At 37.4% G+C, this 22,399-nt stretch carries 21 protein-coding genes; 13 read left to right on the forward strand and 8 right to left on the reverse strand.

Annotated features, from left to right (window positions below):
- On the forward strand, positions 1-618 hold a 618-nt coding region (locus EGI26_RS18885), incomplete at its 5' end, for a transposase (RefSeq protein ID WP_255080630.1).
- Between the two features lie 86 nt (positions 619-704).
- Here the strand turns inward: EGI26_RS18885 and tgt are convergent.
- On the reverse strand, positions 705-1,835 hold the full coding sequence (tgt, locus tag EGI26_RS18890) for a tRNA guanosine(34) transglycosylase Tgt (RefSeq protein WP_255080631.1): 1,131 nt from the start codon (positions 1,833-1,835) through the stop codon (positions 705-707).
- 148 nt (positions 1,836-1,983) lie between these two features.
- Here tgt and EGI26_RS18895 point away from each other — a divergent pair, with 148 nt between their 5' ends.
- Entirely contained in the window at positions 1,984-3,180 is a 1,197-nt protein-coding gene (locus EGI26_RS18895) for a glycosyltransferase (protein ID WP_255080632.1), read from the forward strand.
- Between the two features lie 42 nt (positions 3,181-3,222).
- Here the strand turns inward: EGI26_RS18895 and EGI26_RS18900 are convergent, their stop codons facing one another.
- Complete coding sequence (locus EGI26_RS18900) at positions 3,223-4,308, reverse strand: LptF/LptG family permease (RefSeq protein WP_255080633.1); 1,086 nt, start codon at positions 4,306-4,308, stop codon at positions 3,223-3,225.
- 321 nt (positions 4,309-4,629) lie between these two features.
- Between EGI26_RS18900 and EGI26_RS18905 the strand changes: the two genes are divergently transcribed.
- Complete coding sequence (locus EGI26_RS18905; protein WP_255080634.1) at positions 4,630-4,911, forward strand: pyrimidine/purine nucleoside phosphorylase; 282 nt, start codon at positions 4,630-4,632, stop codon at positions 4,909-4,911.
- 233 nt (positions 4,912-5,144) lie between these two features.
- Positions 5,145-5,675: a hypothetical protein gene (locus tag EGI26_RS18910; RefSeq protein WP_255080635.1), complete on the forward strand. Its 531-nt coding sequence runs from the start codon at positions 5,145-5,147 to the stop codon at positions 5,673-5,675.
- 63 nt (positions 5,676-5,738) lie between these two features.
- Here the strand turns inward: EGI26_RS18910 and EGI26_RS18915 are convergent, their stop codons facing one another.
- Both EGI26_RS18915 and EGI26_RS18920 read right to left on the reverse strand, forming a co-directional pair.
- Positions 5,739-7,079, reverse strand: coding sequence for an amidohydrolase family protein (locus EGI26_RS18915; protein WP_255080636.1), 1,341 nt, complete (start codon positions 7,077-7,079; stop codon positions 5,739-5,741).
- Between the two features lie 101 nt (positions 7,080-7,180).
- Positions 7,181-8,605 (reverse strand): aldehyde dehydrogenase family protein, encoded by a 1,425-nt coding sequence (locus tag EGI26_RS18920; RefSeq protein WP_255080637.1) that lies wholly within the window; start codon positions 8,603-8,605, stop codon positions 7,181-7,183.
- 213 nt (positions 8,606-8,818) lie between these two features.
- Between EGI26_RS18920 and EGI26_RS18925 the strand changes: the two genes are divergently transcribed.
- From EGI26_RS18925 to EGI26_RS18945, 5 genes are all read left to right on the forward strand, one after another.
- On the forward strand, positions 8,819-9,367 hold the full coding sequence (locus tag EGI26_RS18925; RefSeq protein ID WP_255080638.1) for an RNA polymerase sigma factor: 549 nt from the start codon (positions 8,819-8,821) through the stop codon (positions 9,365-9,367).
- A 4-nt stretch (positions 9,368-9,371) separates the two neighbouring features.
- Positions 9,372-9,674, forward strand: coding sequence for a hypothetical protein (locus EGI26_RS18930; RefSeq protein WP_255080639.1), 303 nt, complete (start codon positions 9,372-9,374; stop codon positions 9,672-9,674).
- A gap of 169 nt (positions 9,675-9,843) precedes the next feature.
- Entirely contained in the window at positions 9,844-10,080 is a 237-nt protein-coding gene (locus EGI26_RS18935) for a hypothetical protein (protein ID WP_255080640.1), read from the forward strand.
- A gap of 18 nt (positions 10,081-10,098) precedes the next feature.
- Positions 10,099-10,269, forward strand: coding sequence for a hypothetical protein (locus EGI26_RS18940; RefSeq protein ID WP_255080641.1), 171 nt, complete (start codon positions 10,099-10,101; stop codon positions 10,267-10,269).
- Between the two features lie 4 nt (positions 10,270-10,273).
- Positions 10,274-10,669 (forward strand): Hsp20/alpha crystallin family protein, encoded by a 396-nt coding sequence (locus EGI26_RS18945; protein ID WP_255080642.1) that lies wholly within the window; start codon positions 10,274-10,276, stop codon positions 10,667-10,669.
- A gap of 93 nt (positions 10,670-10,762) precedes the next feature.
- Here the strand turns inward: EGI26_RS18945 and EGI26_RS18950 are convergent, their stop codons facing one another.
- The 3 genes from EGI26_RS18950 to EGI26_RS18960 form a co-directional block, all read right to left on the reverse strand.
- Positions 10,763-11,392 (reverse strand): carbonic anhydrase, encoded by a 630-nt coding sequence (locus EGI26_RS18950; protein ID WP_255080643.1) that lies wholly within the window; start codon positions 11,390-11,392, stop codon positions 10,763-10,765.
- A 72-nt stretch (positions 11,393-11,464) separates the two neighbouring features.
- On the reverse strand, positions 11,465-13,069 hold the full coding sequence (locus tag EGI26_RS18955) for a GMC family oxidoreductase (RefSeq protein WP_255080644.1): 1,605 nt from the start codon (positions 13,067-13,069) through the stop codon (positions 11,465-11,467).
- Positions 13,070-13,170: 101 nt separating this feature from the next.
- Positions 13,171-13,971: a phytanoyl-CoA dioxygenase family protein gene (locus tag EGI26_RS18960; protein ID WP_255080645.1), complete on the reverse strand. Its 801-nt coding sequence runs from the start codon at positions 13,969-13,971 to the stop codon at positions 13,171-13,173.
- 189 nt (positions 13,972-14,160) lie between these two features.
- Here EGI26_RS18960 and EGI26_RS18965 point away from each other — a divergent pair, with 189 nt between their 5' ends.
- Both EGI26_RS18965 and EGI26_RS18970 read left to right on the forward strand, forming a co-directional pair.
- The gene (locus EGI26_RS18965; RefSeq protein ID WP_255080646.1) at positions 14,161-16,656 is read left to right on the forward strand and encodes a phosphocholine-specific phospholipase C; all 2,496 of its coding nucleotides are present in this window, start codon (positions 14,161-14,163) and stop codon (positions 16,654-16,656) included.
- A 104-nt stretch (positions 16,657-16,760) separates the two neighbouring features.
- Positions 16,761-17,441 (forward strand): metal-dependent hydrolase, encoded by a 681-nt coding sequence (locus EGI26_RS18970; RefSeq protein ID WP_255080647.1) that lies wholly within the window; start codon positions 16,761-16,763, stop codon positions 17,439-17,441.
- A gap of 71 nt (positions 17,442-17,512) precedes the next feature.
- On the opposite strand, the gene EGI26_RS18975 is transcribed toward EGI26_RS18970, so the two are convergent.
- Positions 17,513-20,092 (reverse strand): zinc-dependent metalloprotease, encoded by a 2,580-nt coding sequence (locus tag EGI26_RS18975; RefSeq protein WP_255080648.1) that lies wholly within the window; start codon positions 20,090-20,092, stop codon positions 17,513-17,515.
- Positions 20,093-20,348: 256 nt separating this feature from the next.
- Between EGI26_RS18975 and EGI26_RS18980 the strand changes: the two genes are divergently transcribed.
- Together EGI26_RS18980 and EGI26_RS18985 are read left to right on the forward strand one after the other, a co-directional pair.
- Positions 20,349-21,485, forward strand: coding sequence for an acyltransferase (locus tag EGI26_RS18980; protein WP_255080649.1), 1,137 nt, complete (start codon positions 20,349-20,351; stop codon positions 21,483-21,485).
- Positions 21,486-21,650: 165 nt separating this feature from the next.
- Positions 21,651-22,361, forward strand: a complete 711-nt coding sequence (locus EGI26_RS18985; RefSeq protein WP_255080650.1) for a LiaI-LiaF-like domain-containing protein — start codon at positions 21,651-21,653, stop codon at positions 22,359-22,361.
- The last annotated feature ends 38 nt before the right edge of the window (positions 22,362-22,399 follow it).

Genomic DNA, 22,399 nt, shown 5'->3' on the forward strand with positions numbered 1-22,399 from the left:
GTTATTGACAGAGGATTGCAGTCAACACAAACTATGAGCGAGTTTTCTTCTAAGAAAATTGAGTTCGTAGCCAGAGCCAAAGAAAATCGCAAATACGAAGAGCTTTCGTCATTAATAAACTCGAATACCGATTGTGACTTAGGGTCATTAACCTTATTAAAAGATAGTAAGGTCTACCTTTATACAGGAAAACCTATACAAAATAAAAAAGGAAATCTTCATTATAGAGAGGAAATTGTACAGACTCCTTTAAGGTTAATTATGACCGAAAGTAAAAACAATCGAGAGTATAAAATGGCATTTATCACCAATAACTTCGACTTGACGGCAAAGGAAATTACCGATATTTATAAAAAACGTTGGGACATAGAAGTGTTTTTTCGTTTTATAAAACAAGAGCTTAATGTAAGTCATCTGGTTTCACTAAATGAAAATGGAATAAAAGTAATGCTTTACATGACTTTAATAGCAGCAATGCTGATACTTGTATATAAGCATGCCAACAACCTTAGTTATAAAACCGCAAAAAGAAGGTTTAAAATGGAGGTCAGAAACTTGCTGATAAGAGAAATCGTAATCTTATCTGGTGGAAATCCTAATATACACTTTAAAACATAAAAATGGCCGGAATTTCTTCCGACCATGACTAGCATCCGCTCCTTTTTTTATGTAAAAATATTTTCGTATTTATGTTATCTCTTTTTTTACAATCTCTGCATCAATTTCTTGACAGCCAATGGTTTCCATTGAGCAAAATCACCAGCAAGAATATGTTTTCTAGCTTCACCCACCAACCAAAGATAAAATCTAAGATTATGTACACTGGCTATTTGAGCAGCCAACATTTCTTGGCATTTGTTGAGGTGTTTTAGGTACGCTTTTGAATAAAAAGTACTTACATATCCACCTAATTCTTGATCTATTGGACTAAAGTCATCTTCCCACTTTTTATTTCTGATGTTGATAATTCCTTGTGTGGTGAACAACATGCCGTTTCGAGCATTTCTGGTTGGCATTACGCAGTCAAACATGTCGGTTCCGAGAGCTATTCCCTCCAATATATTCTCAGGAGTACCTACGCCCATCAAATATCTAGGTTTTGACTCCGGCAAAATGCCGTTCACAATTTCAAGCATTTCGTACATATCTTCGGCAGGTTCTCCAACAGATAAGCCGCCAATGGCGTTTCCTAGCTGATTTTGCGAAGCAATAAACTCTGCAGATTGTATCCTTAAATCTTTGTAAACGCTACCTTGAACAATAGGGAAAAGTGCTTGGCTGTGGCCGTATTTGGGTTCGGTTTCGTTGATTCTTTTAACACACCTTTCCAGCCAGCGGTGCGTCAAGTGCATAGATTTTCTTGCGTACTCGTGGTCGCATGGGTAGGGTGGACATTCGTCAAAAGCCATAATGATGTCCGCACCTATTACCCTTTGAATGTCCATCACGTATTCGGGCGTAAACAAATGCTTGGAGCCGTCAATGTGCGAATTGAAATAAACGCCTTCTTCGGTTATTTTTCTAATTTCTTTTAAGCTAAATACTTGATAGCCACCTGAGTCTGTCAGTATGGGCTTGTGCCAGCCGTTGAATTTGTGTAAGCCACCTACTTTTTCAAGAATATCGAGGCCTGGTCGGAGATATAGATGATAGGTATTTCCCAATATTATTTGAGCCTCTACTTCTTCTAATAATTCTTTGGTATGCACACCCTTTACGGTTCCAGCTGTGCCAACGGGCATAAAAATGGGTGTCAATATTTCGCCATGATCCGTAGTTATTTTACCTGCTCTGGCCTTGGTTTGGCTGTCTGTTTTTTGAAGTTCAAATTTCATGTTGCAAATTTCAGGCTTTATGTGCTGATTAACAAACCTTTTTTCAAATTGGAGTTTTGTGATGGTGTCCTTTTAAATTGGCTATATTTGAAAGATTCTAAAAAAGGAATACTATTTTTGCAGAAGTTTTAATTAAACCCCGTAAACATTGGAGTTTGTTTTCCCTATAATATTCTTTATTGCATTGGCTGTGCAGCTCGTGTATGTTCTTTTTGTATTCACCAAACTCGTTGGTCACAATGACTTTGAGACGGTTGCCGATATGCCACCAGTAACTATCATAGTGGCGGCTTCTAACGAACTTCAAAATCTACAAGAATTATTGCCAATTTTAGATAATCAAGATTACCCTAATTTTGAAATCTTGGTGGCTGATGATAGATCAAGTGACGGCACGTATGACTATTTACTAACCAACGAGGGAAACATCAAAAGGCTTCAATTTTTGAGAATTTTAGATCTTCCACAACATTTCACAGCCAAAAAATATGCTGTAACTATGGCTATAAAGAAGGCAACAAATGATGTTTTGCTCTTTACTGATGCCGACTGCAGGCCTGAAAGTGACCAATGGTTAAAAACTATGGTAGCTCAAATGGACGCTGATAAAGACATTGTTTTGGGTTTTTCTAAGTATAAATTTATGCCTGGAGCTTTGAATGCTCTTATCAGGTACGAAACTTTTCAGACGGCTGTTCAATACTTTTCTTTTGCTTTGACAAAGGTTCCTTACATGGGTGTAGGTCGAAATTTGATGTATAAAAAGTCGCTTTTTTGGAAAAATAATGGGTTTACAAGGCATTATGGACTTTTGAGCGGAGACGATGATTTGTTTATAAATGATGCTGCAACAAAAGATAATGTAGCGATTTGTATCAGCGAAAATGCAGCTACAAACTCTATTCCGAAAGAAACTTGGGAGGAATGGTTTGTGCAAAAACGCAGGCACTTATCAGTTGGGAAACGTTACAAATTTAAAGATAAGCTTAATCTCGGACTTTTGTGGATGAGCGAATTGATATCCTGGTTTTTCTTTTTACCTGTATTTTTCATTAAACCTGATTGGTTTGAAGCTCCAGAATGGTCCAGAATTTCGAATGATTTTCTGAAGCAATATGGCTTGGCTCACTGGTATCCATTCAATGATTGGATGAGGTTGATACTTTTTGTTTTCTGTATTTGGCTCGTTATCAAGTGGATAGTTTTGGCAAAGGCCAACAAAAAACTTAGCAATACCATAAAGTCTTGGAAAATCCCTTACTTCGATTTTCTGTATGCGGTTTATCTTTTTGTGTTTGGAATTATTACTTTATTCTCGAATCCCAAGAAGATTAAGTGGAGGTGAAATTTCCAATAAGATTTATTAAAAGCACCTTTGATTTTAGGCTTACCTAGGTACCGTAAAATACATTATTGTAGCAATAAAGGAGAATACGAGATTTGGTAACCACACTGCAAGCAAGGCTGGCATGTCACCGGTTTCGGCAATACCTTTAGACATGATATAAAAAAGTATATAGACAAAGGCCAAAACGAAGCCGATTGCTATTTGAAGTCCTACGCCACCTCGGGTTTTTCGGGCTGAAACAATAAGACCCATCAAAGAAAGAATAATTACGGCAAAAGGTGTTGCAAATCGTTGATAATATTCTATTTGGAAAATTTCGACGCCCTCGGCTCCTCGGCTATTTACCAAGGCTATTTGTTTTCGGAGCTGAGGAATAGTCATGGTTTCGTGGATATTGTTGGCGTTTTCAAAGTCTGTTGGAAACATGTTAATGGCTGTATCTAAAGGCACTGAACCGCTTGCTATTTTAAGTTGGTCTTTTAGAATGCCTATTTTACGAATTTTATAATCGTAGAGTTGCCATTTTTTTATTGAATCTATATAAACCGCTCGTCTGGAGGTAAGCTTTTCTATCAATTGATTGTTTTCAACTTTTTCCAAAGTAAAATCGTAGGCCGTTTTGCTGGTATTGTCATAAGACGAAAGATAGGCATAAATGTTTTTGTCCACCGCCATGTGTATGTCACGGTCGGCAAAGTAGTATTTGTCCTCAATATACTTGTTCTCAAAAGCTATACGAGTTTTGTTTGCCTTCGGCAATACCCAACCTACCATAAAGAATGAAAAAATAGCCACTATACTAGAGCCTAAAATATAAGGATACATTAATCGTCTGAAGCTAGTACCGGTACTTAGTATAGCCACTAATTCAGTATGTGAAGCGAGTTTGGCTGTAAAAAATACTGTTGAAATAAATATCATTAACGGGCTGATGTAATTGGCCCAATATGGAGCAAGGTTGGCGTAGTATTGCAAAAAAATGGCTTTTGTGGGAGCATTATGCTCTATGAAATTGTCGTTCTTTTCCACAAAATCAATTACCACTATGACCAAGACTATGATAAATACAGCAAACACATAAGTGCTTAAAAATTTCTTTATCAAATACTTGTCTAAGATTTTCATATATTTATTTTAACCGCTAGGTCGCAAAGACGCAAACATTCTTCCATAAATCATAAAGTTTAATTCGTGAAAAGATATTTGCGTAATTTCAATATTTCGAGTCAAAATTAGCAGAAAAATACTTAGGATTGGGATTTTAAGGATTTTTAAGATGGTTAATGGGAAATTGGTACAAGTAAATTTATATAGTTAGCCGCAGAATTGTAATTCTTTGCGACTTTCCGCCTTTGCGGTGCATCTAATTGCTGCTGCTATTCCATTTAGGGTTTTCAAGTACCATTTTTTAACCTTAATTTTGAAGAAAATATAACAAATACAATTATGATTTCGGTAAACGAATATTTTGGAGGAAATGTAAAATCATTGGGTTACGCTACAGAAAATGGCAAATCAACGGTAGGCGTAATGAACGAAGGAGAGTACGAATTTAGCACGGGATCGGCAGAAACTATGACCGTGATTCAAGGCAAAATGGAAGTAAAAATCCACGGCGAGGAAGACATCAATGTGTATGAAGATGGCGAATCGTTTGATGTTCCTGCAAATTCTAAGTTTTGGGCGAATGTACCTTTTCAAACAAGCTATTTGTGTGAGTATGAGTAAAATACAATTGAAAAAATTGGGTTTTGGAGGCTACTGATTTTTTATCAGTAGTTTTTTTTGTTTAAAAAAGTAATATTCAAATTCATAGAAAAAATTTAATTATTTTAAGAAAATATCTGTAATTTTTCTTGGATTTCTCAAAACTTTAGTTTACATTTTGTCATAATTATCCTGATGTAGATTTTTTTGATTTTTCGGTGTTTTGAATTTTTAACATTTTAAACTTCAATATCATGAAACTGCCTATCAAATTTCTAGCATTAATTCCTCTCGCCTGTTTTTCTTGTACCAAAGTCGCCCAAACCAATTTTGACGAAAACGCTGAAAAAGCCAGTATCATGAAAGTGATTGAGGCCGAAACAGATTGTTTTTTTAAAAGAGACTATGACTGTTGGCAAAATCAGTTTACGCATACCGATTATTCCTACCAAGCTTGGAGCAACGCCGACGGCACATTTGATGCCAGCGTGGGATGGAATACCATTGAAAAAAACCTTGGGAAATACATTAAAGAAAATCCTCAAGAAAAAGAAGAAGCTGGTTCAAGTCATCCAAAGGTGGTTAGGAAAAATATAAAAGTTAAGTTCTACGGAAACGAAGCAGCACACCTCACATGGGATCAGTATAACAGTGACCGTACCAATTCGTATTTTCTTCAGTCCAAAGAGGTTAGGCTGATGGAAAAAATTAATAATGAATGGAAAATAGTAAATGTTTCGGCTTTTTGGAATTACAAAAATAAAATTGCTGAGAGTGCCATTTAAATAAAACATCCAAGGTTTTGTTTGAAAACCTTGGATGTTTTTAGGTTCATGTTTTTTTAAAAATTATTTTACTCTTTCGCCGTGTTTGATGACCATTTTTACATCTTGTAAAAGCGAAATATGCCTGAGTACATCACCTCTGACGGTAATAATATCGGCGTATTTACCAGCACTTATGCTGCCATAATCTTTATCTACTTTCATGGCTACTGCTGGCCAATAAGTTGCGGCTTTTATGGCGTACATAGGGTCTATACCCATTTTGTTAACCCACACATCCAACTCATTCCAAGTGCTTTGACTGTGAAATTTCATCGGAATTCCACTGTCCGTACCTATCACCATCACTACGCCCGTATCTTTCAACTGGTTCATTTTTTTAGTCAATGTAGGCTTTCTGATTGGAGTTAGTTGAAAATACGGCATTTGTCCTGGGTATTTTAAAGAGCCTTTAATATCCTCAATAATGTCTTTTGGCAAGCCTAAGTGCCACGATGGGTCGTCCAACTTTTCGGGGTTGTCTCTCACATACTCGTAGTTATAAAGTCCTTCAACTGTCGGTGTCCAAAAAAGTGGCCCCATGCTCATTTTGGCAGTTCGCTCTTTTATCGCGGCTATAATGTCCTCTGGATATTCTGGGGCAGAAGAAAGCCCAGTATGCTCAAAACAATCCACACCGATTTCAAGTCCAACGCGTATTTCGTTGGGTCTATGGCTGTGAGCTATCACGGGCAATCCATATTTATGGGCCTCATTTACAATGGTTTGTGCCTCTCCTTTTGTCATTTCATCGTGGTCAATGAGTTTTATTACATCCACGCCTGCGTCTGCCAATTTTTTGACTTTGGCTTTAGCGTCTTCTTCTCCATAAATTCCCCAACGGAATTCCTCGGTTTTGGGATAAGGGCGGTGTTGCAAAAACGGCCCCGAAACATAAATAGTCGGACCAGGTATTTTGCCTTGGTTTATTTTGTTTCGGACATTGATACTCGCCTCAAGCGGTGCTCCTAAGTCTCTAGCACTCGTAACGCCAGCCATAAGTAGCTGATGAGCAGACGCCGGCATAATGATAGACTCGAATTTTTTGATGTAGGTACTGTCCCAATGGGTATAATTGCTGTGGCCGTTAATCATCAAATGCACGTGCATGTCCCATAAGCCGGGCATTACGCTCATGCCTTCGGTTGAGATGATTTCAGCATCTTTTGGTATGGCCAATTCGCCGATTCGGCCAACTGCTTTTACTCTTTTGCCTTCAATGAGCACTACTGAGTTTTGAATGGGTGGCCCACCAAAACCATCCAGCAAAGTACCGCCAACTAAGGCTTTGATTTTTTGGGAGTAACTCACTTGAGTTAATAATAAGGAAAAAATAAAGAATAGGGCTTTGTAAAGTTTGTTCATAAGTTTTAGATAAAATTTTAAATCAATTTAGTTTATTTATAATCATAAAATGAATCTAAATAGACTAACTGATTAATTTAGGCTATTTAAACCTAGAATTCTCAAAAAAACTTCACCACCAATTCTATCAATCTTTCTTTCAAACTGTTGTAGGGTGGCATCAAGAGCTCTAAGGTACTGGGTAAATGTTGGCGATAAACCCCGCGGGCATTGGTGAATTCTTGAAAACCAAAAATACCGTGTGCTTTGCCTATTCCAGAGTTGTTAGAGCCACCAAAAGGCAAGTTGGGATTGAAATAGTGCAGGTCGTTGTTGTTTATGCACGAGTTGCCAGCTCGGGTATTGTTCATGATTTTTTCAATATTTTTCTCACTTTTACTATAGATATAAAGTGCCAATGGTTTTTCGCCCAAGTTGACTTTGTCGATGGCTTCGTCAAGATTTTTGTAAGAAATTATAGGCAAAACAGGTCCAAAAATTTCATTTTGCATCAATGCGGAGTCTGCCGGAACTTCGGAGACTATAGTTGGCTCAATAAAACTCTTTGCGGTGTCGGATTTTCCTCCAAAAACAACTTTTGCACCCTTCGAAACTGAGTCTTGAATGTAATCATTTACTCTTTCAGCGTGTTTTTGGTTGACGATATGTCCGTAAGATTCAGAGCTTTGTGCATCAGAACCATAAAAAACAGCCAAAGTTTTTTTCATGGCTTCTATCAATTCGTCTTTTTTGGATTCATGAACCAACACATAGTCGGGTGCGATACAAATCTGCCCACTGTTATGGAATTTTCCCCAAACAATTCGTTTGGCTGCTGTACTTATTGAGGCTGTTTCATCTACAATGGTGGGTGATTTTCCGCCCAACTCCAAAGTAACTGAAGCTAGATTTTTTGCTGCGGCTTTCATTACAATTTTACCAATTGAGGGTGCCCCAGTAAAGAAAATATGGTTAAATGGCAATTCTAACAATGCCGATGAAGTTTCTATGCCACCTTCTATCAAGGCTATTTCGTTTTCGTTGAAAACGCTTTTTATCAATTTGGCCAAAACCGCTGAGGTATGTGGCGTAAATTCTGAAGGTTTCAAAATTGCTGTATTTCCACCAGCAATGGCCGACACCAAAGGACTTAAAAGCAAGTTAACAGGGAAATTCCACGGAGCTATGATCAGACAAACACCTTTGGGTTCGTATTTGATATAAGAAGTGGAACCGAAAAAAGCCAAAGGTGTATCGGCTGCTTGTTTGGCAGTCCATTTTCCAAGGTGACTGATGGCGTGCTTTATTTCGCTTGTAACTGGAAATATCTCCGAAAGGTCAACATCGGCTTTCGGTTTCTTAAAATCAGCCATCATGGCGTCTCTTAATTCTTGCCTGAAAGTGTTTTCTAAAGCATTTAAAAGTGCCTTAAGTTTTGACTTTCGCTCTTTTAGAGGGGCGTTGGCAATAGCAAATTGATTAGCTTTTTGAGCCTGAAATATTCTATTTATTTGGTCGATATTTACCTCTTCGGATACAATATTCATGGTTTTGGTTTTTATTCGGTTGATTGTGAGTCGAATATAATGAAAAAAAATTTATACACTTAAAGAAATACAATTTCATTCTCGATAAAATAGAAATGTTTCCTTGAAAATGTTGTTTGTCAGTTATTTAAGAAATTATTTTATGATTTTTCAAATAAATTAAAGTAAAAGCCAAAGTAGTTCGTCTTCATAAAAATACTATTACAAAAATTAATGAGCGAAGAAGCCAGTACGATTAAATCCACCATTCAAGCTTTTGGAAAAAAGCTGTTTGGGTTTATTCGTGGAAAGGTCCGTTCAAATGAAGACGCCGAGGACATTCTACAGGACGTTTGGTATCAACTTTCGAGTTTTGGAAATTTAGAAGACATTGAAAACGTGAGTGCCTGGCTTTATCAAGTGGCTAGAAATAAAGTAACAGACAAGTATAGAAAGAAAACTACAGACTCACTCGAAGATTATGCTTTTGAAGATTCTGATGGTGATTTGATGTTTAAAGAAATACTGCTTTTAGACGATAGCAACAACCCCGATTTGGCTCTATTTAAAGAGACTTTTTGGGGTGAACTCGAAAGAGCTTTACAAGAACTTCCTGAAAATCAGCGGGAAGTTTTTGTATTAAACGAAATGGAAGATTTAACTTTACAGCAAATATCAGACCTCAAAGGCGAAAATCTGAAAACGATTATTAGTCGAAAAGGTTACGCTGTAAAACACCTGAGAAATAGATTGAATTATTTATACGAAGAATTAAATTATTAAAACAATGAAAAAGGGGCTTTTCTTTATTCCAGTGGTCATAGCAGGTTTTTTGGCTTTTGGTTGGGTAATTATGCAGCTTTGGAACTGGCTTATTCCAGATATTTTTCATTGGTCAAAAATCACTTATTTACAAGCTATGGGACTTTTTGTTTTGAGTAGGATTTTGTTTGGTGGTTTTAATTTTAAAAGGTCAGAATACCGAAAACCCCCGTTTGGAAAATCAAAATTCAAGGAAAAATTCATGAACATGAGTGATGAAGAAAAGCAAGCTTTTAAGGAACAATGGAAGGAAAGGTGCGGGAAATGATAAGTATTAGATTTTGATTTTTTTAAAAGTCTTTCATGAGTGAAAGACTTTTTTTTGTTTATAACATATTCATTTATAGATATTTGTGGTTTATTTCAAAAATAAATAGAAAACTTTAAAGTAAAATCTCCACTTACTCGTCTTCACTTATATAAACAATAAATTAAAAATGTTAAAGTCAATTTTGTTTGGAGTATTTATGGGAGCTACCTTATTTTTTGCTCCGTTTGTTATGCTGTTCTTTTTAGTCTTCTTTCTTCTTATGGGCATAGGTTTTAGAAGAAGAATGCGATATGCCCAAGCCCAATATCGCACCGTTCGCAATGATGTTTATGCTATGTCTGGATTTGAAAATGTTGTTTTCAAAAACAGAAATCAAAATAGCCAAATCATCAACATTGATTAATTTTTAAATGTACAAATTATGAAGAGAAGACCAAGATTTTTTGTAAGCATTATAGCAGCTATACTCACTTTCGGTGCATTGACAGCTCATTTTGGCTGGAGACACCACAATAAGCATTTCGGGGCTGATGCAAAGCATTGCAAGCAGGGACACGACAATCAAAAAAGTATTAACCAAAAAAACAATTAAAAATATGTGTAGTGACAAAGCTCATTATCATCATGCATTTCATAAAATGCAAAACTTTGGCGGAGGTTTCCGTCGCCCAAAATACAACGTTCCAATAAATATTTCAGAAAATGAAACTGATTATTTGGTACAAGTTTATGCCACTGGATTTAGCAAAGAAAATATTTCTATAGCCGTAAAAGAGGATGTTTTACACATTACGGGTCTGCAAGAAATAGAAAACCCACCAAAATTTATCCAGCAGGAATTTCCTGTAAAAACTTTTGAAAGATTGGTGGCGTTGAACAGGAAAGTGGGTGTTGAAAATATAACTGCTGTGTACGAAGACGGCATTCTGTCGGTCATATTACCAAAATCAAAAGAAGCTCTTCAAAAGGAAATGAATATTGAAGTAAAGTAATAGCTCATTAATTATACGAAAAGGCAGCTTCTTTGAGGCTGCCTTTTTTGATGAAATTCAGTAGGTTTATTACTGTTCAAAACAGACATTGACTTATTCCAGCCTGTATATTTCCATAATCTCTGAAAGAATCTTCGGGAAATCGATTTTTAGGTCTATCAATTTGCCCGAATGAATATCAAAAACCCACCCGTGAACAGTAATGCCTCTCTCTTTGTGAGCTTCTTGCACGGCAGCGAGCTTTATGACATTGATGCATTGCTCTTGAACATTTAATTCAACCAATTTATCGTATCGGGCCGATTCGTCAGCTATTGCGTTGAGAACATCTTTATGAGTTCTATACACATCTCTGATATTTCTCAGCCACGGATTCAGAATGCCCATATCTATGGGTTGCATGGCGGCCTTTACACCACCGCAAGCATAATGCCCACACACGATGATATGTTTAACTTTCAAGTGCTTCACTGCGTAATTGATTACACTCATCACGTTCAGGTCGATGCTGACCACCATATTAGCGATGTTTCTATGAATAAACACTTCGCCTGGCTGCACGCCCATCAAATCTTCGGCAGTTACTCGGCTATCTGAGCAGCCAATATACAGAAAGTCAGGGCTTTGTCCTTTTACTAAGTTTTTGAAATAATCTGGATTTTTCTCTAGTTTATCCGCTACCCAAGTTTCGTTATTTTTGAAAATTTGCTCGAATTTGTCCATGAAATTTTAAGGAAATGAGTTTTTTTGTTTTTATAAAATGTCTTGTGAAATTAATGTTTTGTTATGGAAACGTTATTTATTGTCACTCAAAATCATGTTTGCGGCCTTTTCAGCAATCATGTAAACAGGGGCATTGGTATTGCCCGAAACCAAAGTCGGCATGATGGAAGCATCCACCACTCGGAGGTTTTCAATGCCATGAACTTTCAGCGAACTATCTACCACCGCCATTTCGTCATTTCCCATTTTACAAGTACCAACGGGGTGATAAACGGTCTCGACTTGTTTCTGAATATGATCCCAAATGGCCTCATCCGTCTTACCCAATGGCGGTGTTATTAGCTTGTCAATATGCTTTGAAAATGCATTAGCCGCTAGTACTTCCAAAGCTTTTTTTCCACCTTCAATCAATACTTTTCGGTCGACTTCATGTTCCAAAAAATTGGGCTGAATTAAAGGTGAATCCTTGGCATTTTTACTTCTTAAAGCTACAAATCCTCTACTTTTTGGTCGTAAGAGGGTTGGAAGGATACTTATTCCGTCAATGGTTGGGAAGGTTTTGATGTCATACACATCACAAGAATAATCGTCGCCAAGATGCAGTGAAGCAAAATGAAACTGATAATCAACACGTTCTGGACTCAAAGAAGTGCTTCCAAATGCAATGGCTTCTAATGGGCCAATAGTAAAAATACCTTTTTTGAAAAGTAAATATTGCACCAAATCTTTGAGTTGATTCAGGGGTTTTAAGTGATGGTTTTGGCCTTCCTGGGTGGTTGTAAGTGCACTAATGGCATAGAACAAATGGTCTTGCAAGTTTTTCCCAACGCCCGGAAGATGCTTTTTGCATTCAATTCCATGGGTTTTCAGCTCATCTTTATCACCAATGCCCGAAAGCATCAATATTTGTGGAGAAATAAAGGAGCCAGTAGAAAGAATTACCTCTTTGGAAGCTTTGTAAATACCAGTTGATTTGTTGGTTACTTCTACTCCGACGGCTTTGTCTTTTTCTATCAAAACTCGCTCTATGCATGTATTGGTCAGAATAGTAAGGTTTTTTCGGTGTTTGATGGGATTCAAAAAAGCATCAACAGCACTGTGTCTTTTGCTGTTTTTGATATTGAATTGAAACCGGCCCGTTCCTTCTTGTTGCTCGCCGTTATAATCTTTATTATCAGAAAAACCACTTTCTATACAAGATTCAATGAAAGCTTGGGAAAAAGGAGTTTTGAAATTCTTGGAAAATTCTACATTCAACTCACCTTCATTTCCATGAAAATCATTCTGAATATCTTGGTTGTTTTCTGATTTTTTAAAAAATGGCAAAATGTCATCATAAGCCCATCCATTGTTGCCTAGTTTAGCCCAATCGTTGTAGTCTTCTTTATTCCCTCTCACATAAGCCATGGCATTGGTGGAGCTACAGCCACCCATAACTTTTCCTCGAGGCAAGTAAATTCTTCGATTCAAAATATGCTCTTGTGGCTCGGTGTAATAGCCCCAATCGACTTCAGTTCTATGCAGTTTGGCATATCCTGCGGGTATATGAATCTCCATTTTGGAGTCTTTCCCGCCAGCTTCTATAAGCAAAACCGAGTTTTCAGGATTTTCCGACAAGCGATTGGCCAAAACACAACCAGCACTGCCAGCTCCAACTATGATATAATCAAAAGTCATTTATATAAGGGTTTCTGAAATAAATATAGGAGTTTTTGGGGAAATAGAAAGGGTTTAAGAGGTAATATTAAGTTTTTTGTAGCGAAAAAATTAAGATTTCATCATCTCTGATAACAAATAGGATTCAAGGCTGTATCAATCACCTCTCCAACTTTCGCCCCTGGACACCAAACTTCCCAATCTTTCTTTTGATTGTCGTTCTCTGGGTCTTTCAAAACCATGTTTTTATCCATATAAATTACCGTCATAACTTTCCTCATTTGGTCAGTTTGGTTGGCTCCAGCCCTATGAAAAACCCAACCCGAATGGAAACTCACCTCTCCTAAGTCAAAGGGTTCTATAACGTGTTCAAAATCAGTTACTCGTAGTTTTTGGGCAATCAATGTTTCACTGTCATCGCTTATGGCTAGTTCTCGGCCTTCTACTATGGCATGGCTCCCCGCACTGAATTCCAGCGGACCCATTTCTAGCGGAATGACTTGCAGTGGTATCCAAGCCGTGATGGTCTTGTCGGTGGCCAATGGCCAATAGTACTGGTCTGCATGCCAAGGAGTTATACCGCCGCCGCCTTCTTTAAATAAAGCTTGGTCGTGATAAATTCTGGCTCCTTCTGCTTGCATGAGATTTGCAGCAATTTTGCCAAGTCTACTGCCTAAAACAAATTCTTTTATGCTCTCGTCTTCTCTCCAAAGATTAAAAATCTGTAAAAAAGCCTTACCATAAGTATCTCTCGAATCCAGTGGTTTGTCTTGATTGTTGAGTTCGTTTACTTTTTGGGTGATTTTTTCACCATAATAGGCCAAAGTTTCTGAATCGAATACATTTTTGAGTTTAATATATCTGTTTTTTTGATAGAAATCTATTTGTTCTTGACTAAGTTCGTAGGGTTGATCGATATTCATTTTTTAGGCAATTTTAAAGTGCTGTTGGCGGAATTTTAAATTTACTTTGAAAACTTCTGCCACCTATTTTATAAATTTATGCAGTTTGAATTGTTTTTCTTTCAAAAACCTAACAATTTTTAAACATTGCAGGTTGTGGTAATACTTTTTTTGTTCCGATATTTCTGAAAAATTCAATCTAGATAACAAATGGACTCTCGTAGAGATTTTATAAAAAAGGCTTCTATGCTTGCTGCAGGAATGGCTTTACCAACTTCTATTCTTAAAGCCATGGCCATCAATCCAGCCGAAGGAAGTACGTTTTGGGATGCCGAACATGTTGTGATTTTGATGCAAGAAAATCGGTCTTTCGATCACAGTTTTGGTACGCTGAAAGGTGTGAGAGGTTTCAATGACCCTCGTGCGATTAGACTTCCCAACAACAATAAGGTATTTTTACAAACCAACCCAAAGGGAGAGACATTTGCACCTTTTCGTTTGGATTTGAAAGAAACCAATGCTACTTGGATGAGTTCTTTGCCACATTCTTGGGAGAATCAAGTAGATGCCCGGAACGATGGAAAATATGATCAATGGTTGCAAGCCAAACCCTCTGGCCATGAAGAATACAAAGAAATGCCGCTGACATTGGGTTATTATGACCGACAAGATATTCCGTTTTATTATGCTTTGGCCGATGCTTTTACGGTTTGCGATCAGAATTTTTGTTCTTCTTTAACAGGTACAACGCCCAATAGATTATACATGTGGTCGGGCACAATTAGAGAAAAAGCGAGCTTTGAATCGAAGGCTAATGTGAAAAACGAAGATGTGGATTATGGTCGTTGGGCGTATTGGAAGTCTTTTCCCGAACGGTTGGAGGAAGCTGGAATTTCTTGGAGGATATACCAAAACGAAATCAGTCTGAGGTCTGGATTAGAAGGGGAAAGCGATGCTTGGCTGGCCAACTTTACTGACAATTCCATTGAATGGTTTGACCAATATAAAGTGAAGTTTGCACCGGAGTATCATGCTTATTTACACAAAGTAAAGGATATAATTCCAGTGAAAATTGAAGAATTGAAGGTGAAAATCACTTCACTCTCTGGTCAGGAACTGGAAAAAGCAAAACGAGAATTGGCAAATCTTCAGTCTTTTTTAGAGATTCTGAAAGTGGATATTGTAGAATACACACCTGAGAATTTTGAAAAACTGAGTGCTTTTCAGAGAAATCTGCATAAAAAAGCCTTTACAAATAATAGAGCTGACGCAGATTACAGAGAACTTATAACGGTAGAATATAATGATAACGGTACTAAAAGGAGCTTGGAAGTACCTAAGGGCGATGTTTTGTATCAATTCAGAAAAGATGTAAGCGAAGATAAATTGCCGGCGGTTTCGTGGTTAGTAGCACCCGAGAATTTTTCAGATCATCCTGGAGCACCTTGGTATGGAGCTTGGTATGTGTCCGAGGTGATGGAGATTTTGACCAAAAATCCTGAGATTTGGAAGAAAACGATTTTCATTTTGGCCTATGACGAAAACGATGGGTATTTTGATCATATTCCCCCTTTTGTGCCGCCGCATCATTTAAAACCCAATAAAGGCAAGGTTTCGTCTGGAATAGATACTTCAGTGGAGCATGTAAATATTGAACACGAGAAACAACGAAGATATAAAAATCCAGAAAAAGATGCCCGTGAGAGTCCGATTGGTTTGGGATTCAGGGTTCCTTTGGTCATTGCTTCGCCTTGGAGTAGGGGTGGACAGGTTTGTTCTGAAATTTTTGACCATACCTCTATGATACAGTTTTTGGAAAAATTTGTTTCTAAGAAATTCAATAAGAATGTAAAAGAAGAAAATATAAGCGACTGGAGAAGAACTGTTTGTGGAGATTTAACTTCGGTTTTTAAGCCTTATAATGGTGAGAAAATAGATACTTTGGAGTTTGTGAAAAAAGAGCTGTTTATTGAAACCATACATGCGGCTAAGTTTAAAAAATTGCCCAATAACTATAAAGCTCTGACAGCAGAGGAGGTGATTGAAGCCAATAAGTCCCCTGAAAAATCGGCTTGGATGCCAAAACAGGAAAAGGGAATAAAGCGAGCATGTGCCTTGCCTTACGAACTTTATGTGGAGGGCAAAGAAAGAGACGATAGGTTTGAGATTACTTTCAAAGTAGGCAAACAGATGTTTGGTGAGGAAGCTGTTGGTTGTCCATTTGTGGTGTATTACAGAGAAAATGGCGAAATGAAAACTCGCAATTATGCATTGAAGGCTGGCGACACCATAACAGATACTTGGATGCTAGACAGCGAAAAGTTTAAGTTTGAAGTCTATGGCCCGAACGGTTTTTATAGGGCTTTTAAAGTCAATGTAGAAACCAATAGCTTCGATGCTAAACTTTGGTATCAAGAAGGGAAGGATAGGAAGTTTAATGGAAATATTGACTTGCAAATCAAAAACATCAGTGGGAAAACCATTCAGGTAGAAGTGGTTGACTTGGCCTATAAAACTGGAATAAAGATGATCACGCTTTCTAAAAACGAATACAAAAAGGTATCTCTGGATTTGACCAATAGCCATTCTTGGTATGATTTTTTGATCAGAAGCAAGGGCAGTAAAGAGGCAGGTTGGCATTATGCCGGCCATGTAGAAACTGGAAAAGAGAGCTTTACCGATCCACAAATGGGTGGAATCGTATAAATATTTATATTTTAGGTAGAAAGTTATAATCCGTTTTGCGTTTTTAAAGTTTAAAGAATAAAACCTTTGCATCATAGCGGCTTTGCGGTATAAAAATAAAGATTATGAAAATTCAATATTTAGGTCACTCGTGTTTTATTGTAGAATTTGGCGGCAAACGCCTGATTTTTGATCCCTTTATTTCAGGAAATCCGATTGCCAGAAATGTGGCATTGGCTGAAATCCAAGTTGATTATGTTTTACTTACGCACGGGCATGGCGACCATGTGGCTGATGCTGAGGTTATTGCGAAACAATGTAATGCTTCCATAATTTCTAATTATGAAATAGCTGAATGGTATCAGAAAAAAGGATTAATTGCCCACGGAATGAACATTGGAGGTAAGTTTACCTTTGATTTTGGAACACTTAAACTTGTAACGGCCATTCATTCTAGCGTACTGCCTGATGGAACTTATGGAGGCAATCCATTCGGTTTTGTAATTTGGAACGATGAAAACTGTTTTTATCATGCTGGGGATACAGCACTGACATTGGATATGCAGTTGATTCCTAAAATTTGTCCTCCATTAGACTTTGCTATTCTGCCAGTCGGAGATTATTTCACGATGGGTTACGAGGATGCCATCATTGCGGCCGATTTTATTGAATGTTCAAAGATATTCGGATGTCATTTTGATTCATTCCCACCTATTAAAATAGATCATCATGTGGCTAAAACTGCATTTGCTGAAGCAAATAAAGAGCTGATACTTTTGGGAGTGGGTGAGAAGATGGTGGTTTGAAATTAATTTTCCCCGCAAAAAAGCCACCCCAATTGAGGTGGCTTTCGTTATAAAATATACCAATTTCAAAATCATTTAGGATCCAAGGCCAAGTCTATTCTGGCTATCAAATCTTGTAAATGATATTTGCTTAGTTTGTCAGTCATTCTGGCTGAGGCTGCTTTCATTTCGTTTTTCAAGTCAATCAATTGTCCTCTGGCTATCGAAGGTAAGTCTGTTTGAGCTAAGTTCACAACTCTGGTATTGAAGCCGTAAGTTACTCCAACAGGTATTGATCTTACCATTGCGTTTCCTGGTTTTAAAAGTGCGGTTACCTTATCTACAAACACTTTCTGAATGTTTCTTCTGTAGATATCTATGCTCGTTTTGGTTTTTAGTTCAGAAAAAATACCACTTTTCAGGTCGGTCATCATTTCGTCTAAGGTGTAATTTCCTGCCCCTGCAGCTCCGCTTTCCATCAATCTAACTGCACGGTCACCCATCAATAAGCTAGAAAGAGTAGCATCTTGCATACCTTTTATAGCTTCAACGCCATTTTCAGGTTTGATTTTCGACAAAATGTTTTGATCCATCATCCACAGTGGAGTAGTAAACAATTGCATGTTCAAAAACGCCACAGCGTCTTTTTGGATAGCTTTTGGTACTATTTCAAACTGGTTTCCTTCCATGTCGTAAGTTTTAGGAGTGTCATAGATTCCACCTACGTTTTTGGTAACGTGACCCATATATCTACGAAACTGACCTACCAAATTCATATACATTTCTTCTAATTCTTGGTAACTTTCACCATTTTCTTTGCTGTATTCCATTAGGTTAGGCAAAATACGCTTCAAGTTTTTGATACCATATTCCGATGCTCTCATGGCATTGTCGCCGATATCTTCTGTCTGATAACGAGGGTCATATGGGCTGATTTCTGTTCCAAACCAAAGGCGACGATTTTTGTAAGCCTCTTTGGTCATGTTGTTCAAGATTTTCTTTTCTTCGTCTTCGTCTTTTGCATCTGCAAAATAGCTGTAACCCCATTTAATGGCCCATTTGTCGTAGTCACCAATACGAGGGAAGAAATGCTTCACGCCGTCTTCTGGTTGAGCTACGTAGTTAAATCTCGCATAGTCCATTATAGAAGAAGTATGTCCACTTTTCTCTTGGAAAGCTGGGTCTCTGAGTTTTTCTACTGGCGTAGCAGACGAAGCACCCATGTTGTGACGTAAGCCCAAAGTATGTCCAACTTCGTGTGATGACACAAAACGAATCAATTCACCCATTAAATGGTCGTCAAATTTTTTCATTCTGGCTGCTGGGTCGGCAGCGGCGGTTTGTATCAAATACCAGTTTCTCAAAAGGCTCATGATATTGTGGTACCAGCCGATATGACTTTCTAGAATCTCACCTGAGCGTGGGTCATGCACGTTTGGCCCGTAAGCATTCTGAATGTCGGCAGCAAAATATCTAACAACCGAAAAACGAGCATCTTCTAAACTCATGGTCGTGTCGTTTTCTGGCCAATATTCACCTCTGATGGCGTTTTTCCAACCTGCCGCTTCATAGGCTGGTTGCCAGTCGTCAATACCCGCTTTTATGTATTTTCTCCATTTTTCAGGCGTTGCTGGGTCTATGAAGTAAACAATTGGCTTTTTGGGCTCTATTAGCTCACCTCTTTTTTGTTTTTCGGCATCTTCTTTAGACTTCGGCTCTAATTTCCATCTTACTGCAAACACATCTTCATCTGCTTTGTGCGATTCTTCTTCAAAAACCCCAAAACTATTTGCAAAATAACCTACACGAGCATCAAATATCCTTTTACGCATTGGTACTTTAGGGAGCAAAATCATGGAAGTGTTAAACTCCATGGTGATTACACCAGCGTCTAGTGCAGCTGGCAAATTGGTGCCTATTTGAGGAATTGGGGTTAGCGATATACGCGGTGGCGTAGTCGAGAACGTCTTTACTGTTCTGATTTCGGTATTTATGGGATAAGTTCTTATCTTCTGAATAAACGATCTGTCTTTTTGGAAAGCTACAATATTCAAAAATTGTTTGTCGATAGAACCCAGCGAAAAAGTCTGAATGTCAGAATCGAAAGTGCTTGTTACATCTATTACGTACCCCAAAGCAACTTTCCCGGCAGAATCTTTCTTGATGGCTTTGATTTCAAAATTACCAATAATAGGATCCGCACTAGAGTTTTTTACGGCTTGGGCCATAGGTTTTGAGCTGTCTGGCGACATAATCACTTTAGTAATCGACCTCAAAAGCAAGTTGTTGTTGATGCCTTTTTCCCATTTTACCACTTGGCGATTTACCTCTTCTCCACCAAAAATTCCACCACCCGCAGGTGTTTTAGAGAATCTGGTGATAGACATAATTTCTCTTTCAAGTAGCGAATCTGGAATTTCAAAAAGGTATTTGTCGTCCATTTTGTGCACGGTCATCATACCTTTTTGAGTAACCGCCGTGCTGTCGACAACTTCTTTGTAAGGTTTTGGGCCTTTTTTTGGAGTTTCAGGTTTTTTAGGTGCATCAGGTTTTTTAGGTACCTCGGCCACTACGGGTTTTGCTTCTTCAGCTTTCTTTTTCTTTTGAGCATTGGCTCCAAAACCTATGCTCACCATCAGAGCCACAAGCAATGTAAAGACCTTTTTTGTCATAATTTTAGAGTTTGTTTTAATAATTAATAGTTTGTAAAATTCGTAAGGTGTTGCATGGAATTATACCAAAGGTAAAAAAATATTGCAATTACTGAATTGAAAAATGGTATTGTTGGACGAAAAGCTTGATTGAATGGTTAAGAATGTCTAGAACAACGACTCTTGTAGTGGATAAATTAAGACATAAACTGTAGATAGATTTTATTTTCAGTAGCCTCGTTGTACTTTTGATAGATTATTGAAAATATTCATTTTAATGCCCGACTATAAGAATATTAAACACTTTGAAGGCCTCAATGCACTCCGCTTTATTGCGGCCTTTTTTGTGGTAATCCATCATGCGGAGGCGGTCAGAAAGAAAAATGGGCTTTTTAATCTAGATTGGTTGAGCTTTTTCAAAAACGGAGGCAATGCAGTGACCTTTTTCTTTGTTCTGAGTGGCTTCTTGATTACCTATCTTTTGTTAAAAGAAGATAAAAAAACTGGAAAAACAAGCATAAAGGCCTTCTACATTAAACGGACCTTACGAATCTGGCCTTTATATTTTTTGATGTTTATTGTGGGTGCTTTAGTATTACCAGTTGTATTTAAGTTCCTACATATCAGTTATGAAATGCCCTACACTTTCTCTCAGGTTTGGTATTATTTCATTTTCTTCTTTCCTGGCTTAGTCACTTTTTATTTTGGACATCATATCTTAGAGCCACTGTGGTCTATCGGTGTAGAAGAGGTTTTTTATTTGATTTGGGCACCACTTTTCAAAGTTTTCAAAAAGCACATTTTACAGTTGCTGCTGGGAGTCATACTGACGAAAATGGTCATTGATTTAGCGTCGATTTATATCTGCAAGAATGAGCTTTTTAGATATATTTCCAGCATTCTGAGCTTTGACGCCATGGCTATTGGAGGTTTGGGAGCTTATTTTGTTTTTAACAGGAAAACAGACTTCCTAAATCTTTTCATATACAAAAAGACGATTCAAATCCTAATTTATGGCTTATTGGCGGTCTTTTTGATTTATAATGTCAATTTTCAAAATCAGCTTTGGAAAACCTTTTTCAGCACGCCAGTTTTTTCTAAACTTTTTCTAGATTTCCTTTTTCTTTATGTAATCATTGGAGTTTCGCTTATTCCTCACAATTTGTTTAGATTTGAGAATAAGTATTTATCCTATTTGGGTGAAATCTCCTACGGAATTTACATGTACCACATGTTTGTTATTTATGCTATTGTATTAGTTTTAAAGCCATTTTTGGGTCAAATGGCACCTTTCTTCTCTACTATTGCTTTTTATAGCATCTTGTTTTTATCGGTGGTTTTGGTGGCTTATTTATCAAAAAAATACTTTGAAGATTACTTTTTGAAATTAAAGGCAAAGTTGGAAAATAGCTAAAACGTTTTGATTGTTAAATAAGATATTCCTTTTTATTCAAACAATACCAAATTCCATTCACCGACAAAAAACGCTCATTTATCGGTAAAAGTTTGAACACTCACCGAATACCTGTTTTCTTTAGGTAGGATTTGGGACTACTTTTGAAGAAAAAAAATACAAATTATGAACATGAACAATAAAAATGCGGTCTTCTTCTGGTCTATACTTTTGGTAGCGATTGGGGGGCTTTTTTTACTTAGAAACTTTGGGTTGTTTAATTTCAGTTTCCCAGTTAAAATCTTTAGTTGGAGATTGATTCCACTCATTATTGGTATCAATGCCTTTTTGAAAGGGAAAAACATGGAAGGTATTATTGCTACTACCATAGCAGTTGTTTTCTTTATTCCAGACTTTCTGACTTCTGCTGAGCGTCAAACTTACTTTAAACTTTGGCCAATGCTGTTGGTGGGCTTAGGTGGTCTGATACTTTACAAATATTTCAATCCAAAGTTTGATTTGCCCAAGGTACAATTGAAAGCTGATGGCACTGAGTTTGAATATATAAATGAGTCGAACATTATGGGTGGAACCAACAAAAAGGTGTTTTCAAAAAACTTCGAAGGCGGACAGATAAATTGTGTGATGGGGGGGGCTCAGTTAGATCTCACAGAGGCCAATTTGGCTGAAAAAGCCACACTAAATGTTTTTTTGCTGATGGGCGGCTTGCAACTCAGAGTACCCAAAGAATGGAATGTACAGATAGACGTTTTACCTATCATGGGTGGTGTAGATGACCAAATCACTAAGTTTCCAGAGTCGGTGGTCAATAAAGAGAAGAAGTTATATTTAACTGGCAACGTGGTGATGGGTGGTATAGAAATTAAAAGGTATTAATTTCTGTTGTCGTTTGTTATTCAATGTGTTATAGTGTT

The organism is Lacihabitans sp. CCS-44 (assembly GCF_024343735.1).
Lineage (GTDB): Bacteria > Bacteroidota > Bacteroidia > Cytophagales > Spirosomataceae > Leadbetterella.